At 43.0% G+C, this 16,232-nt stretch carries 12 protein-coding genes and 2 pseudogenes; 2 read left to right on the forward strand and 12 right to left on the reverse strand.

Annotated features, from left to right (window positions below):
- The 7 genes and pseudogenes from F6K38_RS11500 to F6K38_RS11530 form a co-directional block, all read right to left on the reverse strand.
- Positions 1-253 (reverse strand): annotated as a pseudogene (locus tag F6K38_RS11500) (hypothetical protein); the annotation flags it as partial.
- A gap of 80 nt (positions 254-333) precedes the next feature.
- Positions 334-2,091, reverse strand: coding sequence for a glycerol-3-phosphate dehydrogenase/oxidase (locus tag F6K38_RS11505; protein ID WP_008180946.1), 1,758 nt, complete (start codon positions 2,089-2,091; stop codon positions 334-336).
- Between the two features lie 11 nt (positions 2,092-2,102).
- Positions 2,103-2,714, reverse strand: a complete 612-nt coding sequence (locus tag F6K38_RS11510; RefSeq protein ID WP_008180944.1) for a glycosyltransferase family 4 protein — start codon at positions 2,712-2,714, stop codon at positions 2,103-2,105.
- Between the two features lie 271 nt (positions 2,715-2,985).
- The gene (locus tag F6K38_RS11515) at positions 2,986-3,675 is read right to left on the reverse strand and encodes a glycosyltransferase family 4 protein (protein WP_008180942.1); all 690 of its coding nucleotides are present in this window, start codon (positions 3,673-3,675) and stop codon (positions 2,986-2,988) included.
- A 709-nt stretch (positions 3,676-4,384) separates the two neighbouring features.
- A complete protein-coding gene (locus F6K38_RS11520) occupies positions 4,385-5,407 on the reverse strand; it encodes a glycosyltransferase family 2 protein (protein ID WP_008180938.1) in 1,023 nt (340 codons plus the stop codon).
- A 347-nt stretch (positions 5,408-5,754) separates the two neighbouring features.
- Positions 5,755-6,837, reverse strand: coding sequence for a hypothetical protein (locus tag F6K38_RS11525; protein ID WP_287356638.1), 1,083 nt, complete (start codon positions 6,835-6,837; stop codon positions 5,755-5,757).
- Between the two features lie 325 nt (positions 6,838-7,162).
- A complete protein-coding gene (locus tag F6K38_RS11530; RefSeq protein WP_008180935.1) occupies positions 7,163-7,405 on the reverse strand; it encodes a hypothetical protein in 243 nt (80 codons plus the stop codon).
- A gap of 194 nt (positions 7,406-7,599) precedes the next feature.
- Here F6K38_RS11530 and F6K38_RS11535 point away from each other — a divergent pair, with 194 nt between their 5' ends.
- Positions 7,600-13,968, forward strand: coding sequence for an ATP-binding response regulator (locus F6K38_RS11535; RefSeq protein ID WP_287356640.1), 6,369 nt, complete (start codon positions 7,600-7,602; stop codon positions 13,966-13,968).
- 4 nt (positions 13,969-13,972) lie between these two features.
- On the opposite strand, the gene F6K38_RS11540 is transcribed toward F6K38_RS11535, so the two are convergent.
- Positions 13,973-14,107 carry a hypothetical protein gene (locus tag F6K38_RS11540; RefSeq protein WP_287251481.1) on the reverse strand — a complete coding sequence of 45 codons (135 nt, stop codon included), beginning with the start codon at positions 14,105-14,107 and terminating at the stop codon, positions 13,973-13,975.
- Between the two features lie 56 nt (positions 14,108-14,163).
- Here F6K38_RS11540 and F6K38_RS44150 point away from each other — a divergent pair.
- Positions 14,164-14,367: pseudogene (locus F6K38_RS44150) on the forward strand (type II toxin-antitoxin system HicB family antitoxin).
- Between the two features lie 242 nt (positions 14,368-14,609).
- Here F6K38_RS44150 and F6K38_RS11545 read toward each other — a convergent pair.
- From F6K38_RS11545 to vapB, 4 genes are all read right to left on the reverse strand, one after another.
- Positions 14,610-14,759, reverse strand: coding sequence for a hypothetical protein (locus F6K38_RS11545; RefSeq protein ID WP_154659699.1), 150 nt, complete (start codon positions 14,757-14,759; stop codon positions 14,610-14,612).
- Positions 14,760-14,970: 211 nt separating this feature from the next.
- Positions 14,971-15,171 carry a hypothetical protein gene (locus F6K38_RS11550; RefSeq protein ID WP_008180926.1) on the reverse strand — a complete coding sequence of 67 codons (201 nt, stop codon included), beginning with the start codon at positions 15,169-15,171 and terminating at the stop codon, positions 14,971-14,973.
- A 183-nt stretch (positions 15,172-15,354) separates the two neighbouring features.
- Positions 15,355-15,744 (reverse strand): type II toxin-antitoxin system VapC family toxin, encoded by a 390-nt coding sequence (locus tag F6K38_RS11555; RefSeq protein WP_008180924.1) that lies wholly within the window; start codon positions 15,742-15,744, stop codon positions 15,355-15,357.
- Complete coding sequence (vapB, locus tag F6K38_RS11560; protein WP_008180922.1) at positions 15,744-15,971, reverse strand: type II toxin-antitoxin system VapB family antitoxin; 228 nt, start codon at positions 15,969-15,971, stop codon at positions 15,744-15,746. The genes F6K38_RS11555 and vapB overlap by 1 nt, the downstream gene beginning before the upstream one ends.
- Between the last annotated feature and the right edge of the window lie 261 nt (positions 15,972-16,232).

The raw sequence follows: 16,232 nt of genomic DNA on the forward strand, positions 1-16,232 counted from the left end.
AAGGTTTTCCCTGGCTTACCCTAGACTGATTATTGTTTTGAGCTAAATCAGCTAACTTTTTATACCATTTTTGATGCTCTATTTCTGTCAACAATAATACAGCCTGAAAATTTTCTCTATCACCTGCCTGACCAGAAAATCGCTGGAAATTTTCCCAAGCTGAGGTCAGCAGTTGATCGATATCAAAACAGTCATGAAGGTGAACGTGACCATCAATCAGGATTAATTGATGCTTTTGAGCGGTAGCTACCATGGATTTTTGTTAGAATCTCCCTGATTTCCATAAACTGCTGCTGCTTCAATCGCATTCAGCTAAAATCTTGCACCACAACCTCAAAGGATCTTCTGGGCTAAACTCACTGGACCGTTAAGGGTTTCAATTCCAATACTTTTGTCCTGAGTTAATGCACCTCCCATATTAAAAATGTGATTAACCTTGTCTAACTCTAGCTCTATTTGTGACCGACTCCATCCTAATTCCGCACCCATCACCTCAGCACAGATTCTGAGAGCCTCATTTCCGGGATGACCAGCACTACCCAGTTCTGTCCGCCGGAACACCACATCACCTAATGTTTGAGCCATTTCCTCAACAACCCCATGCAAGACTTCAGCTTTGAGTACAGCCAAATCATCAGTAGGTTTACAGGAGTGATCTGATACTCGCTCCAAATATAGCAGTACATCTTGATAGGCACTACCGTAGTTATACACGAGGCGGCGCATTACCTCCTGCCCCAGTCCATAGGGTTGCTTAAGGATTTCCGTCTGCAAAAACACTTCAAATTGTTCGATGTGTCCACCGTAAATTGGTGTAACTGATGACAGGGAGTTGGGAGGCTTTTGGCCCCATGACCGAAATACCTGGTCAACCACTTTCTCAGCCACATCTCTGGCAGTGGTATATTTCACCCCAACCACTGAGATCAATCCTGGCAATTCTTCTTTGGCATGATCGAAGAGTTGATAGTGTTTAGCCAGTTGTGGCAATCCTGTCTCAGTAATGCCAGTTCTAGGAAGCAAGCCACCATGGATGAAAGCTACATCTGCTTGGTTGAGTTTAACCGATGGCCATGCTTGGTTGATGTCATCGAGCAGGTCTTGAATATCCTGTTGGGTAATGTTTAAGTTATCCGGGTCTTGATCCCAAACAGCATAGGATGTACCTACCAGGGATTTACCACGCCAGGGCGCAATAAATAGTAAGCGAGACCCCTTGTTAACTATGGCATCGGAGTCACGATAGGAGTATGGCGTGGAAATACCCACAGCATAGGTTTGGCAGAGGGGACGGCGAATCACCAGGTTCATGGCTTTGGCAAGGGGAACTCTGGGTTGCTGCTGGGGTTGCTGCTGGGGTTGTTTCAGTAAACTCAATACCCGATTTGTCCATGGTCCGCTGGTGTTGACCACAGTCTTGGCGCGGATGTCGAATTGATTCCCACTTAACACATCTTGCCCCTGAATACCAGTGACCCGATTTCCAGCTTGCAGAAATCCAGTCACTTCTACGTAGTTAGCCACCACTGCCCCAGCTTGCTCAGCTGAGCGCAGAAAAGATAGGGTCAACCGTTCAGAGTTGTAGACCTGAGCATCATAAAAGACTGCTGCTCCAGTTAGCCCCTGGTGGGGAATTCCTGGAAGCAGCTGCTGACACTCTTGCTTAGAGATGACCCGACCATTGGATATGTGTTTTTGGGGATCGAGTTGGCGATTGCGATCGCAACTGATTAGGTCATTGATAGTAAGTGCCACAGATAGCACTTCTTTTCCCTTCATCCCATGGCCGTAGGTGGGAATCAACACTGGTAATGGATGAACTAAGTGAGGCGCAATCCGCATTAAACTGGTGCGTTCATGAATCGATTCACGCATCCGTTTCAGGTCAGCATGCTGGAGATACCGTAATCCCCCGTGGATGGTCTTCAAGCTGTTAGCAGAGGTAGCGCCACCGAAATCAGCTTTTTCCACCAAGGCAACTGACAATCCCCTGAGGCTTGCTTCCCAAGCTACGCAAGCTCCATAGATCCCACCACCGATGACTAATAGATCGTAAGAGTTTCTGGCTAACTCTACTAGGTTCCTTTTCATTAGTTGTCTGCTTAGGCTATATGCTCTACTAACTCGTGATGTAGCCAATCATAAAGACTGTTTAATTTTTCCCGAAAAGCTGCATAAGTATGCCTTTTCTCAATCAATTTCTTGCCAGCACTGCCCAGCCTCAGTCGTAGGGTTTCATCAGCGATCAGAGCAAGCATTCCCTTCGCGAAAGCTTTGGCATCTGGCCTCCTCAGCAGAGCAACCTGATTGTCTAGCAACTGGGTATGGGTTGGTAAATCTGTTGCTAACAATACTTTTCCACTATCGAGATAGGAGTAGAGTTTCATCGGGGTATTTTTACCCAAAATTCTCGGAGAGACTAAAATATCAGCCTGCTCCAAATAGATAGCCAGATGCTCAACTGGTTTCGGTCCTAAAAAATGGACATGTTTTTCCATCCCAAGACAGTGAGCCTTATTCGTGTATTTCCGAATGTCGTCCGCTTCTCCACCGATAATGACTAAGTTAGCCTGATCAGTCTGCTCAAGGGTCAACGCGAAGCTGTCTAGAAGTAGGTCAATCCCCTGATAAGTCTCCAGATTGCCCACATACATCAGGAGGACATTATGGATTCCTAGCTCACGTCTGAGATTACTATAAATAGTACTATACATAGTTACACCAATGTTGAATCTTGAAGTTGAATCTTGAAGTTGAATCTTGAAGTTGAATCTTGAAACTGTTGAATCTTTAAGCAAAATTTAACACAAACCTGCACATTTTTACTAGAATTATCTTTCCTTACAAAATAAAACGTATTCTTAGGACATCAAAACAATATGTTCTGTTCATTATTAACAATAATTATAAATTTATTTAACTCAAATTATAAAGTATGGAGGTTTTAAATATTTAGTCTAACTTTAAAGACTTTTTATTAATTTGTTAAAGATTAGAGTTAAGCAACGATATATCTGGAATAACTACAGTTTTTCTGGGCTTGTACTTTTGAATATCTGCTGCCAAAGCATCGCAAACTGAAACCACAACTTTGGCATTCTTCACAGCCAGTCCTTCAAAAAAGTTGAATAGTGACGAAAAAATCTGTAGCAAAGGATACTTTTCAATCATTTGTTGGGCTAGAGATGAATCCATGTCATAGATATAGGGAATCTTACACAGGATTTTGAGCCCTAAACCGATAAAGACTGATTCCTCTCCAGCATGAACCAAATCGTAGCGTTTCTTAGTCACTAGGCGAATTACAGCAAGCAACATGAAAAAATCACAGACGATTTTTTTCCAGGAGAAGCCTGGTCGTATATTGCGAACCCAGGGTAGCTTAGGGGTTCGGTATACCTTGATATTTTCATACTTGATGTCACGCCCTTCAGGATAAGTCACGACATCAACTTGGTCTCCCCGTTCAGAAAGCACCTTCAAAACCAGGTTGACTGCGATGGGTGTGCCACGATTCTGATAAAACGGATGAGGAGCGAGTAATAGAATGTTCATCCTACTGACATTTCGTTCATCATAGGAGACTGGTTGATTCTCCCAGACAGTCAATTCATCCCTGCTGCTTTTGACCTCAAGCCGATCAGTAAGCCGATCAGTTTTGCTCGTTAAATACACGTTTATCTCCCCCTATATTTAAAGCACTCTAATCAAGAGCGCCCCATTTCCAAGCCAGCTTGATTTAAACTCCACTATTGCTCAGTAAGTTTCCGGTAGAGCTTAAGATAATTTTACAATCACCAGTGGTTAATTTCAGCTATGACTAAAACCCCTGACTTAGCAAGAATGTATGACTCAATGGTAAACACCGATACAAATGGATTAAATAATGCTTTAACTATAAACTAAAACTGCTCCTACTTTATTCCATGAGGATGAACCATACTGCCCAACTAAGTGTTATGCAGAACTGGTTTGAAGGGATTTTTTATCTAAAAAAAATCTATCTTAATTAGAACCTAAATAAATTCTCCAAATCAACTAGTAATCTGGAGCTTAATGAAATCTTGATGATAAACTTCATATAATCTTTACAAATTCCCAATCTTCAAGAAATCGCCTTGGTTAGCGGCTAAGCTAATATGCATTTAAATTTGAGGTCAGCATTCAGCCCTTAGCTGTCAGCTAAGGGCTGAATGCTGAATGCTTACGATGATACTTTGGTTAGCCACTAACCAACTTGATTTCCAATTGATAAGTAGGTGGGCATAAATAAACGTTAAAACTCAAAATACGAAAATAAAGCTGAAACCCTTTATTAAAGGGGTTTTCAGCATTTTGAATCTCAATCGCTATTTTACGGATAATTAAGCTCACCTACTTATCACTAAGGTTGTTCAACATTAAAGGACACCACTTCTCTGACCCGATAAATCGGTCTTCCCTGAGATTCGTGGTAAGTACGCATCAGTAGTTCTCCTAGTAGACCAAGACTAAACAGTTGTACACCAGTCGAGATCAAGAGTACTGCCAAGATTAGTAAAGGCCGATCCCCGATATCTTCATTAAGACCTAGCTTGAGAATGGTCAGATAAGTCCCAATGATTATGCCCGTGCCTAGGGAACTCAGACCTAGTAATCCAAATACATGCATGGGTCGGGTGAGGAATTTCTTCATAAAGAAGATGGTCAACAAATCCATTAGCACCCGGAACGTTCGCCCCAGACCATACTTACTACTACCATAGCGACGAGCATGGTGACGCACGGGTAACTCGGTAATTCTTGCCCCCTCAATAAATGCCAAGGCTGGTAAAAACCGATGTAACTCACCGTACAGGTTCATGTCTGCTACCAATTCCGAGCGATAAGCTTTCAGAGAACAGCCATAGTCATGGAGTTTAACCCCAGTGGTGCGTCCAATCAGCCAGTTGGCAATTTTGGATGGCAGTAAACGAGTCACAGCCGCATCCTGCCGTTTTTTACGCCAGCCACTAACCAAGTCATATCCTTCCTCAAGTTTGGCAAGCAGCATGGGAATGTCGGCTGGATCATTTTGTAGGTCACCATCTAAGGTAACAATGGCACGACCCCGAGCATAATTAAACCCAGCTGCCATCGCAGCAGTTTGACCATAGTTGCGACGCAAAATTACCCCTCGCAAATCAGGGCGGGAGAGGACTTGTTCCTTGAGCAGTTGGGTTGAACCATCTGTGGACCCATCATCGACACAAATAAGCTCATAGGTGAGCTTAGTATCGGTTAAGGTGGATGCGATCGCATGAATCAGGTGGGGCAAACTCTCCACCTCATTGTAGATTGGTACCACCACTGACACGTCTGGTGTTATATCAGTGCCAGACCAGTTCTGGGCATTTAATTGCCCTTGTTTAATTAAGGAAATTTCCATAGGATGCCCCAGGTTGAGTAATATCCAATCCGGTTTAAACTATAAGCACATATTATTGATGGTCTAATCTAACTTGTGGCGATATGTCAAGGCATTGGGCACATTTATAGACCAAATTGATCAATCTTTTAAGGTTTAAGGTTGAACGCGATGGAAGAAGTCCCGCTTTCAGCGATCGCGTGGCCTTTAGGCCAAGGTTGAAGGTAAGCATTCAGCTATCAGCTATCAGTAATCAGTAATCAGCTATTAGCCATTGGCCGTAGGCCACCCTAAGGGAACGCTTTTGAATAAAATAAGCTGACCCCTGACCCCTGACCCCTGACAGCTTACTGTTGACTGCTGACCGCTTACGATTCAACTGACTTTAAAATCCCATCTTCTAACTGATAAATTGCTGTCATAATCCCAGTTTCAGGATTGTTCAACAAAGATTTTTTAACCTGTTTTAAGTATCCTAATATATTGCTGCGTAAAATAGGTTTCTCGACTTTAAGGGTGTGGCGGTAATCCCAAACATCCCAAATTAATAAACCGATACCAGCCAGGGGATCAATTATACTTGCTCCTAACTCCGTTGCCACTAAACCACCGGTTTTTGCGGCCATTTTGCTAGCAGCTTTCCCAGCTAGTTTGGTGCTAACTTTACTCGCTACTTTTCCTCCCATGGAAACTAGGATAGGTTTAGCGACCAAGTAACCACTACCACCAATTAACAATTTCAGGGAAATATTGGATAGGTTTCCTTCTGTATCATTAATTGTCGTTGAAATTTCGTTAATATATCTATCCCACTGACCTTGAGGAATTTGATATTGGCTTTGGATGTCACTAAGATTGTTGCCCAACTCAGCCATATATAATTCAATCGTATCATTCGTGATTAGTTCCATCCTCATTTGAGCATTTTGAGGAACCAGTACTCGTTTAGAAAATTCTTTTTGGAACGTCTCGGTAAGTTTGGCGTCAATCGCTTCCTTGCCAGAGGGTAGCTTGGTATTGATTTGATGCATGATAGCATACTTTCCCCACATAAAAGGAACTGAAAGCTCCATCTTTTTCTGATTGAAATAATCAAAATACCAATCCAAAAAACTATCCACACGGGGGATTAACTCTGCTTCCCAAACATCTAACTCCTGGGCCGCAAACCCTTCAGCACTGGCGTGAGATGCTTTAACGGCATCAGCAACCGCTTGATTAACTTTACTAAAGTCGGGACGAGGTTCAATAACAACTGTTGGTTCAGTCGAGGGGGTAATTTGAGCAGGATTGGTCGAATGGGGGATTATAAGTTTGCTGACTAAGGGAATGAATACAATAATAATTACTACAGTCCAAATCAGTGGAGCCACTGACTTAATCAGTTGGGTAAAGGCTTGGATGCGCTCTGTCTTTTGGGTATAAGTTACTTCCTCTTCCTGTTGAATCATAGTGATTTCTCCACTGATTTAGGACTAGTATATTTTATACTATTTTAATCAATTTTTTTGTAAGCATTCAGCTATCAGCTATCAGCTATCAGCTATCAGCTATCAGCTATCAGCTATCAGCTATCAGCTATCAGCTATCAGCTATCAGCTATCAGCTATCAGCTATCAGCTATCAGCTATCAGCTATCAGCTATCAGCCAAAGGCCAATACTGACGCTACACGAATGGCTGACCACTGACCGCTGACCGCTGAGGGCTGAGGGCTGAGGGCTGACAGCTGACCGCACCTCAAGTAGCACCATCTGTAGCGCATATGCTTACAAGCTCACTGGCGATCGCTTAAGTAATAGCGATTACCCAGGTACAAAGCTGCTGCCATAGCTAGTCCTGGCAAGGTAATAACCGCTGCCCAAGGAGAGCGTAACCAATTCACTTGCTCAGATCTTATGTAGTTAATGGACTTCTTGTACATACAAGATTCAGCTGGACTAACTGAACCCAACAAAACAGCACTGGCAATTCCAGTAGTTGATAGGAAAGCAATTAAGGTTAATTTGGGTTTGAGCATGGTTGAGATTCCCCGCTAGCTTCACTTGGGTAATTTTCCTTAGTTTAGCTTTCTTGATCCGATAGCATTCCATGGCACCTAGCTGCTGAGTGCCTGGCTCAATGTTACCTAGTCTGGCGGAAACGGGAAATCTATAAAGTGAGTCCGCTTGAATTGGTCCAGATGCCCTATACCCTCACGTAGGTATGTCACCCATGAACACAACTGCTCCCAACATTAAAGGCTATTGCATCACTGACCTGGTCTACCATGGGTCGAGAACCCTAGTTTATCGTGGCACTAGGAACTCAGACCACACACCAGTAGTACTCAAACTGCTGAATAATCCCTATCCCAGCTTCCAGGAACTTGTCCAGTTCCGCAATCAGTACACTATTGCCAAAAATCTTGACCATCCCGGAATTATCCAAATCTATAGCTTGGAGTCCTACCACAATACCTTGGTATTGGTGATGGAAGACTTTGGTGGCATCTCCCTGGAAGAGTATACCACTGATAGCTTGCACCAAAGACGGATAACGGATCAGCTAGAGCATCCCGGTATGATCCGTGAGCAGTCACTTCAGGAATTTCTCCACATCGCGATTCAAATCGCCTCCATCCTGGATGAACTCTATCGCCACCGAGTGATCCACAAAGACATCAAGCCTAGGAATATCCTGATTAATCCCACCACCAGTCAAGTCAAATTCATTGACTTCAGTATTGCCTCCCTACTCCCGAAAGAAAGCCAAATCCTGACTAGTCCTAACTGCCTCGAAGGTACCCTGGCTTACCTGTCTCCGGAACAAACTGGACGGATGAATCGGGGAATTGACTACCGCAGTGACTTTTATGCTACTGGGGTAACCTTCTACAAGCTGCTCACCACAGAGTTACCTTTTAGCACTACTGACCCGATGGAGTTGGTTCACTGTCATATTGCTAAACAACCATTAGCTCCACACCAGCTGAACCCCGCTATTCCCCCACTCCTGTCCCAAATTATCAGTAAACTGATGGCTAAAAATGCTGAAGACCTTTATCAGAGTGCTTTGGGACTCAAGTATGACCTAGAACAGTGTTCCTATCACTTGCAAAGATTTGGCGCGATCGCTGACATTAAGTTGGGCAGTCGAGATATTTGCGATCGCGTAGCGGCTCCTAGGTCCGATCGCTTCGTAATTCCGGAAAAACTCTACGGGCGTCAAGCCGAAGTAAATACCTTACTGGTCGCCTTTGAGCTAGTCAGTGAAGGATCTACAGAAATGATTCTGGTAGCTGGCTTTTCCGGGATTGGTAAAACCGCTGTGGTCAATGAAGTCCAAAAACCAATTGTGCGGCAGCGGGGTTACTTCATCCAAGGTAAGTTTGACCAGTTCCAGCGTAATATTCCCTTTAGTGCCATCGTCCAAGCACTCCGGGACTTGATGGAGCAATTACTCACGGAAACTGATAGCCAACTTATGCAGTGGAAAGCACAAATTCTGTCTGCTTTGGGTGAGAATGGTCAAGTGATGGTGGATTTGATTCCAGAATTAGAAGGGATTATCGGCAAACAGCCTCCTGCTCCCGAACTTTCCGGTACGGCGGCCCAAAATCGGTTTAATTTGCTCTTTAGTAAATTTATCCAAGTTTTCACCACTAAGGAACATCCCCTAGTGATTTTCCTCGATGACTGGCAGTGGGCAGATTCGGCTTCCCTGAAGTTGCTGCAAGTGTTGATGGCAGAAACTAATACCTCCTATCTACTGCTAATTGGTGCTTATCGAGATAATGAGGTAAATCCTACTCATCCATTGATGCTCACGTTGTCCGAGATGGCCAACGTTGGCGTTTCACTCAATACAATTACCCTCGACCCCCTGAGTAAATCCGACTTAAACCATCTGATTGCCGATACCCTGACTTGTGGGATAGAACTGGCCGAACCCCTGACCGAACTAGTCGCTCAGAAAACTAAAGGAAATCCGTTTTTTGCGACCCAATTCCTGAAATCCCTCCATCACGACCGATTAATCACCTTTAATTTTGATCAAGGGTATTGGCAGTGTGATATTGCTCAAATTAGACCCTTGGCCCTCACGGATGATGTGGTAGAATTTATGGCACTTCAGTTACAGAAGTTGCCAAAAGAAACTCAGGATGTCTTGAAAGTAGCGGCTTGTATTGGCCACCAATTTGATTTGGATACCCTGGCGATTATTCATGATAAATCCCCAATCGATACGGCGAATTATTTATGGAAATCCCTGCAAGAAGGGTTGGTGTTACCCACCACTGAAATTTACAAGTTCTTCACCGTTAATAGTAATTCACCATCAAGCACTGAGGCCAAATTATCCCAATCAGCAATCAGCAATCAGCAATCAGCAATCAGCAATCAGCAATCAGCAATCAGCAATCAGCAATCAGCAATCAGCAATCAGCAATCAGCAATCAGCAATCAGCAATCAGCAATCAGCAATCAGCAATTGGCCACGCTACGCGAACACCAATCCCCAACTTACAAGTTTTTACATGACCGAGTGCAGCAAGCGGCTTATTTTCTGATTCCGGAAGACCAGAAACAGTTAACCCACCTAACCATTGGGCAACTGCTGTTGAAAAATATCCCGACAGCAAAACGAGAAGAGAAGATTTTTGATATTGTCAACCAGTTGAATTATGGTGTGGAGTTAATCACCGATCAAGCTCAGCGAGATGAATTAGCTCAATTAAATCGTATTGCTGGAGAAAAAGCGAAGGCGGCGACGGCCTATGGGGCTGCTCTGAGATATTTAACAGTAGGTCTGGAACTGCTAGGAGAAAATAGCTGGCAACGTCAGTATGACCTAAGCCTAGCCCTATCTCAAGCTGCCGCCGAGGTGGCATACCTCAATACAGACTTTGAGCAGATGGAGCAAATGGTCCAGGTGGTGTTGGCACAAGGGAAAACACTACTGGACAAAATCACAGCGTATGAAGTCTCGATTGAAGCCTATAAAGCTCAAAGCCACGGTGAGCAAGCCATTACCACCGGGCTCCAAGTCCTGAAGTTATTGGGGATAGAACTGCCCCAACAGCCCAGTCCAGAAGAGATTGGGCTGGCACTACACCAGACACAGTCAGGTTTAGAAGGTAAAGAGATTGAGGACTTAATTGATTTGCCGGTGATGACCGCACCCGAAAAACTAGCGGCGATGAGTATCCTCTGGCGACTGATGCCAGTTGCTTATAGGACCAATCCTCTACTGTTTCCGTTAGTCGTTTTGAAACAGGTCAATCTCTCCCTCCAAAATGGCAATTGTCCTTTGTCTGCTGTGTCCTATGCAGGTTACGCAGTCATTCTCTGGCAGCTTTGTGGAGATATGGATGGCAACAATCGATTCGGTCAACTGGCTCTGAAGTTATTAGCACGGTTCAATGCGAAACAGCTTAAATCTGGAGTAATGTTGCTGGTCAATTTCGGAACAAAGCCCTGGAAAGTGCATCTGAAAGAAACATTAACCCCTTTGCTAGAAGCTTACTCTGTAGGGGTAGAAACTGGAGATTTTGACCAATCTGCCTTCTGTGCAATGTTCTACTTAGAACATTCCTTTTGGCTTGGCAAAGAGCTGGCTGAGCTTGACCAGACCTGTGCTAAATATTATCAAGGGATTGATCAACTCAAGCAAGAGATGCCACGTCAGTTTACGGCCATCACCTGGCAATTGGTCTTAAACTTGCTAGGACAGGCTGAAAATTATTGTTGTTTAAGGGGTGAAGTCTACGACGAACAGATCATGCTCCCACTCCATCAGGAGTTCAATAACCTCAGGGCAATTTACACCCTACACCTGAATAAATTATTCCTCTGTTATCTATTTCAGGATTATCGGCAAGCTTGGCAACATGCCATCATTACCGAAAATTATTTAGATGGAGCACCAGCCGTTTTCGTTTTTGCAGTTTTCTATTGGTACGATTCTCTAACTCGCTTAGCTCTCTATCCTCAACAGAATCACGCTCAACAAAAACAAAGTTTAGATAAGATAGCCCACAATCAAGACAAAATAAAAAAATGGGCAGACCATGCCCCGATGAATTATTTGCACAAATTTTATTTAGTAGAAGCCGAACGCTATCGTGTTTTGGGTCAAAAGCTTGAGGCTATGGAGTATTATGAGCGCGCCATTGCTGGCGCAAAGGAAAATCAATACATCCAAGAGGAAGCCCTGGCTAATGAACTGGCTGCTAAATTCTACTTGGAGTGGGGTTTTGAAACTATTGCCCAAGCCTACCTGAGTTGTGCCTACTATGGCTATAGTCGCTGGGGCGCATTGGCTAAGGTGGAGGATTTGGAAATTCGCTATCCCCAATTTCTCAGTTCTATTCTTACCGAGAAAACTATCAATATCAGCACCGGGGAGACGATCACCAACCTCACCACTCAAGGAGTTAATACCACCACTACTAACGGTTCAACCACTTTCGACTTGGCTACGGTGATCAAAGCATCCCAAGCTCTATCTGGGCAAATCCAGCTAGATCAGTTGCTCTCGACTTTGATGCAAGTGGTGATGGAGAATGCTGGAGCTGACAAATGCGCTCTAATTTTGGTTAAAGGTGACCGGTTAGTGATCGAGGCTATGGAAACTTCTAATCAACTGGCTTTCGTTGAATCTATGCCAGTGGAAGAAAGCCCAGATATTCCCCAAAGTGCGATTAATTATGTTAAACGGAAATCGGAAACCTTAGTTATCAATGATATCACGGTTGAGACTATCTTAGCTGCTGACCCCTATTTTATTAGTCAGCAACCCCGGAGTCTGATGTGTACTCCGATCATCCATCAAGGTAAACTAATTGGCTTACTTTATCTAGAAAATAATCTCACCACTGGAGCCTTTACTTCAGATAGATTAGAAGTCTTAAATCTGCTCACATCCCAAGCTGCTATTTACCTAGAAAATGCTCAACTTTACAGCAATTTAGAAGAGAAAGTTGCCGAACGCACTGCTGAATTAGCACAAGCCAAACAAGCAGCTGATGCGGTTAACCAAGCTAAAAGCGAATTCCTCTCCAATATGAGCCATGAATTGCATACTCCTCTCAATGGCATTCTTGGTTATTCTCAAATCCTCAAGCAAGACGGGTACCTAGGCACCAGGCAAATCGATGGTTTAAGTATTATTGAGGAAAGCGGCAACCATTTGTTGACTCTGATCAACGATATTTTAGACCTATCTAAAATTGAAGCTCGCAAAATTGAACTTTACCCCAGTGACTTACATTTTCCAACTTTCATCGAAAGTGTGGTAGGTATTATTCGCATGCGAGCCTTAGAAAAAGATATCTTGTTCAAATACGACCCTGTGGGGAATTTACCCAATGGGATTCAAGCTGACGAGAAACGGTTGCGACAAATCTTGATTAATCTCTTGGGCAATGCTGTTAAATTCACTGACCATGGTCAAGTAACGTTGCGAGTTAGTTTACAGCCGTTTTCAGATGAATTGACCTCACTACAGACAGCTGCAAGCCCCCTAAATCACCCAATTCTGGGGGACTTTAACTCAATTTCCCCCACCGGTGCGCTTTCCGTAGGGGAATTAAATTCGCCACGGGTCGCACCGCAGAATTGCGGGGCTAGGGGGGCGAAACTTGCTGTAATTGAGCAACAACAGACTACTTCAGTTATCCGTTTTGAAGTCATTGATAGCGGCGTTGGCATGTCCCCGGAACAGTTAGAAACAATTTTCCAACCCTTTGAACAAGTGGGTGATACCCAACGGCGCTCTGCTCGCACTGGCTTAGGCTTAGCCATTTCTAAACAACTGGTGGAGTTAATGGGGGGTCAACTGATGGTAACCAGTGAATTCGGTAAAGGGTCTACCTTCTGGTTTGAGATCCCCTTTACTGTGGTCAAAACCGTTACCAAAGCTCAACCGGAAATAGTGGGTAAAATTAAGGGCTACAAGGGTAAACGATGCCAAATATTGGTAGTGGATGGTCAACTGGAAAATCGCTTAGTTTTGCTCAACATGCTCGCACCGATCGGCTTTGATATCGTCACCGCCGAGGATGGTGAACAAGCAGTATATATGGCGGCTGAACTTCACCCCGACCTGATTTTGACTGATTTAGTCATGCCAGTTAAAACTGGCTTTGAAGCGGTTAACGAAATCCGACAAATTCCTGAAATTAAAGACATACCCATCATTGCTGTCTCAGCTAGCTTCCTGGATATGGATCATAACAAGAGTAAGATAATTGGCTGTCAAGCTTTTCTGTCCAAACCCATTGACCAGAATAAATTATTCGCTTTATTGGAGCAATATTTACCGATTGAGTGGGTGTATGAACCAATTGATGACATGGGTTTGAGCAAAAATGGCACTATCTCAAGTCAGACAGCAGCAATTATCCCGCCGCCCCCTGAGGAAATGGAAGTACTCTACGAATTGGCCATGCTCGGCAGTATGAGAAAGATTCGCGATCGCGCTATGTTCATAGAACATCTCCATGAAAACTATCGGCCTTTTGCTAATAAGCTCAAAGATTTAGCGGATGGATTTCAAGAACAAGCGATTTTGACTTTAGTGGAAAGTTATATTAATTGAGCTATTAGTCGGGAGTAGGGAGTAGGGAGTAGGGAGTAGGGAGTAGGGAGTAGGGAGTAGGGAGTAGGGAGTAGGGAACAGGGAAGAGGCAAGAGGCAAGAGGCAAGAGGCAAGAGTGAAAAAAATCTGTGTATCTCATTAGAATAGAAACCGCTGTACAAAAAGCTATTGATGAAGTAGAGGGTAATCTTAATGATGATCAAACTTAAATATAAAATGATAATTCAATGGTCAGAATAAGATAATTTTTTTTTAGTTGGTTTTCCCGATTTACCAGGACAAAAATGGCGGAATCATGGCGATTCTTATGAAGAAGCGGTTAAGAATGGAACTGAAGCGTTAGAATCTTTGGTAATAGCTTATCAAGAAACAGTAACGCACCACCGGGTCAAACTATAATAAAACAAGTATAAATTTACAAAGTGACGTCATCGGTATGCCTACCTTAGATATAACAGTTGAGCAAGTCATCATGTTAGTAAAGCAATTACCTTTAGAGGGAAAGAAAGCTGTATTTAAGGTACTCCAAAAGGAATTATAATTTCAAGAAAATCCCTGGTTAAAATTGGCTGGAAAATATCAGGACGATTCAAAATTTTATGAAATGTTAGCTTACATCGAAGCTGAATGCTTACATAACGCTAAATAAGAGAATTACCACACTCACCAAACTCCCCACACTCCCTACACTCTTCCAATTCCCAATTCCCGATTCCCGATTCCCAATTCCCGATTCCCTTTATATATACATCCCAAAAGCAAAAAAAAATAGCCGTAGAAATACTATCCACGGCTAGTTCAATGATTCATGTCAGAAGAATACCCGAAACCATTCGGATGTGATCCTATGCTATCAGACCAAACCCAAGGCTCCCGGGGGGGAAACCCCCCCAGAAATTTAGCGATGCAGCGCGGTCTTGGGGAGCCAGTGCGGTCTTGGGGGTTCCCCCCATGAGCAACTGGCGTGGTTTCCCCCATGAGCGACTGCATCAAGACAAGGTGTTATGGCAACAACCAATACTTGGTCATGGTTGTGATCACTTCGCCTGGAACATCAGTAGGCTCCAGAGGGGTCCACTCGGCAATCTCCGCATAGCCCAATGAATAAAGCATCTGCATGCTATAAATTACTGCTTCACGAGAACCCTTGAGAGTTTGTTGAGCAGGTTGTTTCTTGAAGTTCCGAGTAAATTCTTCTGGCATAGGTCAAAAACTAAACTTGTTACATTGATTATTGTAATGATTATAATTTTGTTTGTCAAGGGTTTTAAAAAATTTTTTTTGGGGATTTTTAGGAGTAAAAAAAAAAGCGATTATCTGTATAATAATCGCTAAAATGCTCTTAAAAATGGTAAACGGCTGAATGCTTACAGCCTTATCAGTCAGTTAACTAGCCCATAACCTTTGAATTGGATAAGCATCAAATTTATTATCCCGACTAATCAAAACCAGGGATCTATTCATGGCTTGAGCAATCAACATTCTATCAAATGGATCACGATGATGTAGGGGGAGATTAGAAATTTGCAGAGTGTCGATAAATGCAATAGGTAGTAAACTAATATCTGATGATTGAAGTTCAGATTCAATGGTTTGATAACTTCGTTGCAGTGATAACTTACCAAGATTCAATTTAATCGCAATTTCCCAGAGACTAGCAATACTAAGATAAACGCTATCTGCGACATCAATCATATCTCTTAGTCTCTTTGGCAAATTTTGGTCATTTTCAGATAACCAGATAAAGGTATGGGTGTCTAACAGAAAAAAAGTCATTACATATATTCCTTAAAATCTTCTAATGGTTCATCAAAATCATCAGGCAATGGTAGAACAAAGGTTCCTTTTAAGATACCTGAACGACGTTTCTTGACAGAATGCTGCTCTGGGGAAACATCTTGGGAGTAGTTTTCCATCAGATACTTGGCATAATGCAGCAGTTCTTGTTTCAGGGATTCTGGCATTATCACAACTGTTTGAAAAATTTCTTGGTCAATAGTCATGGGTTTTACTAGTTTATTTTATTTCCAATAAATTTGATTTAAATATATAAAATAGTATAGCATTTATCGTTGAATTGTGGTCAGTTATCAGCAGTCAAACGTTTGGTGATAACTGATAAATGATAACTGATAGCTGATAGCTGTTCGCGTAGCGCTTAAGCTGATAGCTGACCTTGCCTCTTGCCTCTTGCCTTTACCTAAGAGATTATGTTCACAACTCAAATATAAATGCTCCATTTAAATTCAAATAGTATAATATTT

Source organism: Moorena sp. SIO3B2, from assembly GCF_010692525.1.
Lineage (GTDB): Bacteria > Cyanobacteriota > Cyanobacteriia > Cyanobacteriales > Coleofasciculaceae > Moorena > Moorena producens.

Excerpts from the sequence above, each read along its gene's own strand:
- F6K38_RS11505 (WP_008180946.1), bottom strand. The coding sequence starts at position 2,091 with ATGAAAAGGAACCTAGTAGAGTTAGCCAGAAACTCTTACGATCTATTA.
- F6K38_RS11510 (WP_008180944.1), bottom strand. The coding sequence starts at position 2,714 with ATGTATAGTACTATTTATAGTAATCTCAGACGTGAGCTAGGAATCCAT.
- F6K38_RS11520 (WP_008180938.1), bottom strand. The coding sequence starts at position 5,407 with ATGGAAATTTCCTTAATTAAACAAGGGCAATTAAATGCCCAGAACTGG.
- F6K38_RS11525 (WP_287356638.1), bottom strand. The coding sequence starts at position 6,837 with ATGATTCAACAGGAAGAGGAAGTAACTTATACCCAAAAGACAGAGCGC.
- F6K38_RS11530 (WP_008180935.1), bottom strand. The coding sequence starts at position 7,405 with ATGCTCAAACCCAAATTAACCTTAATTGCTTTCCTATCAACTACTGGA.
- F6K38_RS11535 (WP_287356640.1), top strand. The coding sequence starts at position 7,600 with ATGAACACAACTGCTCCCAACATTAAAGGCTATTGCATCACTGACCTG.
- F6K38_RS11540 (WP_287251481.1), bottom strand. The coding sequence starts at position 14,107 with ATGAGATACACAGATTTTTTTCACTCTTGCCTCTTGCCTCTTGCCTCT.
- F6K38_RS11550 (WP_008180926.1), bottom strand. The coding sequence starts at position 15,171 with ATGCCAGAAGAATTTACTCGGAACTTCAAGAAACAACCTGCTCAACAA.
- F6K38_RS11555 (WP_008180924.1), bottom strand. The coding sequence starts at position 15,744 with ATGACTTTTTTTCTGTTAGACACCCATACCTTTATCTGGTTATCTGAA.
- vapB (WP_008180922.1), bottom strand. The coding sequence starts at position 15,971 with ATGACTATTGACCAAGAAATTTTTCAAACAGTTGTGATAATGCCAGAA.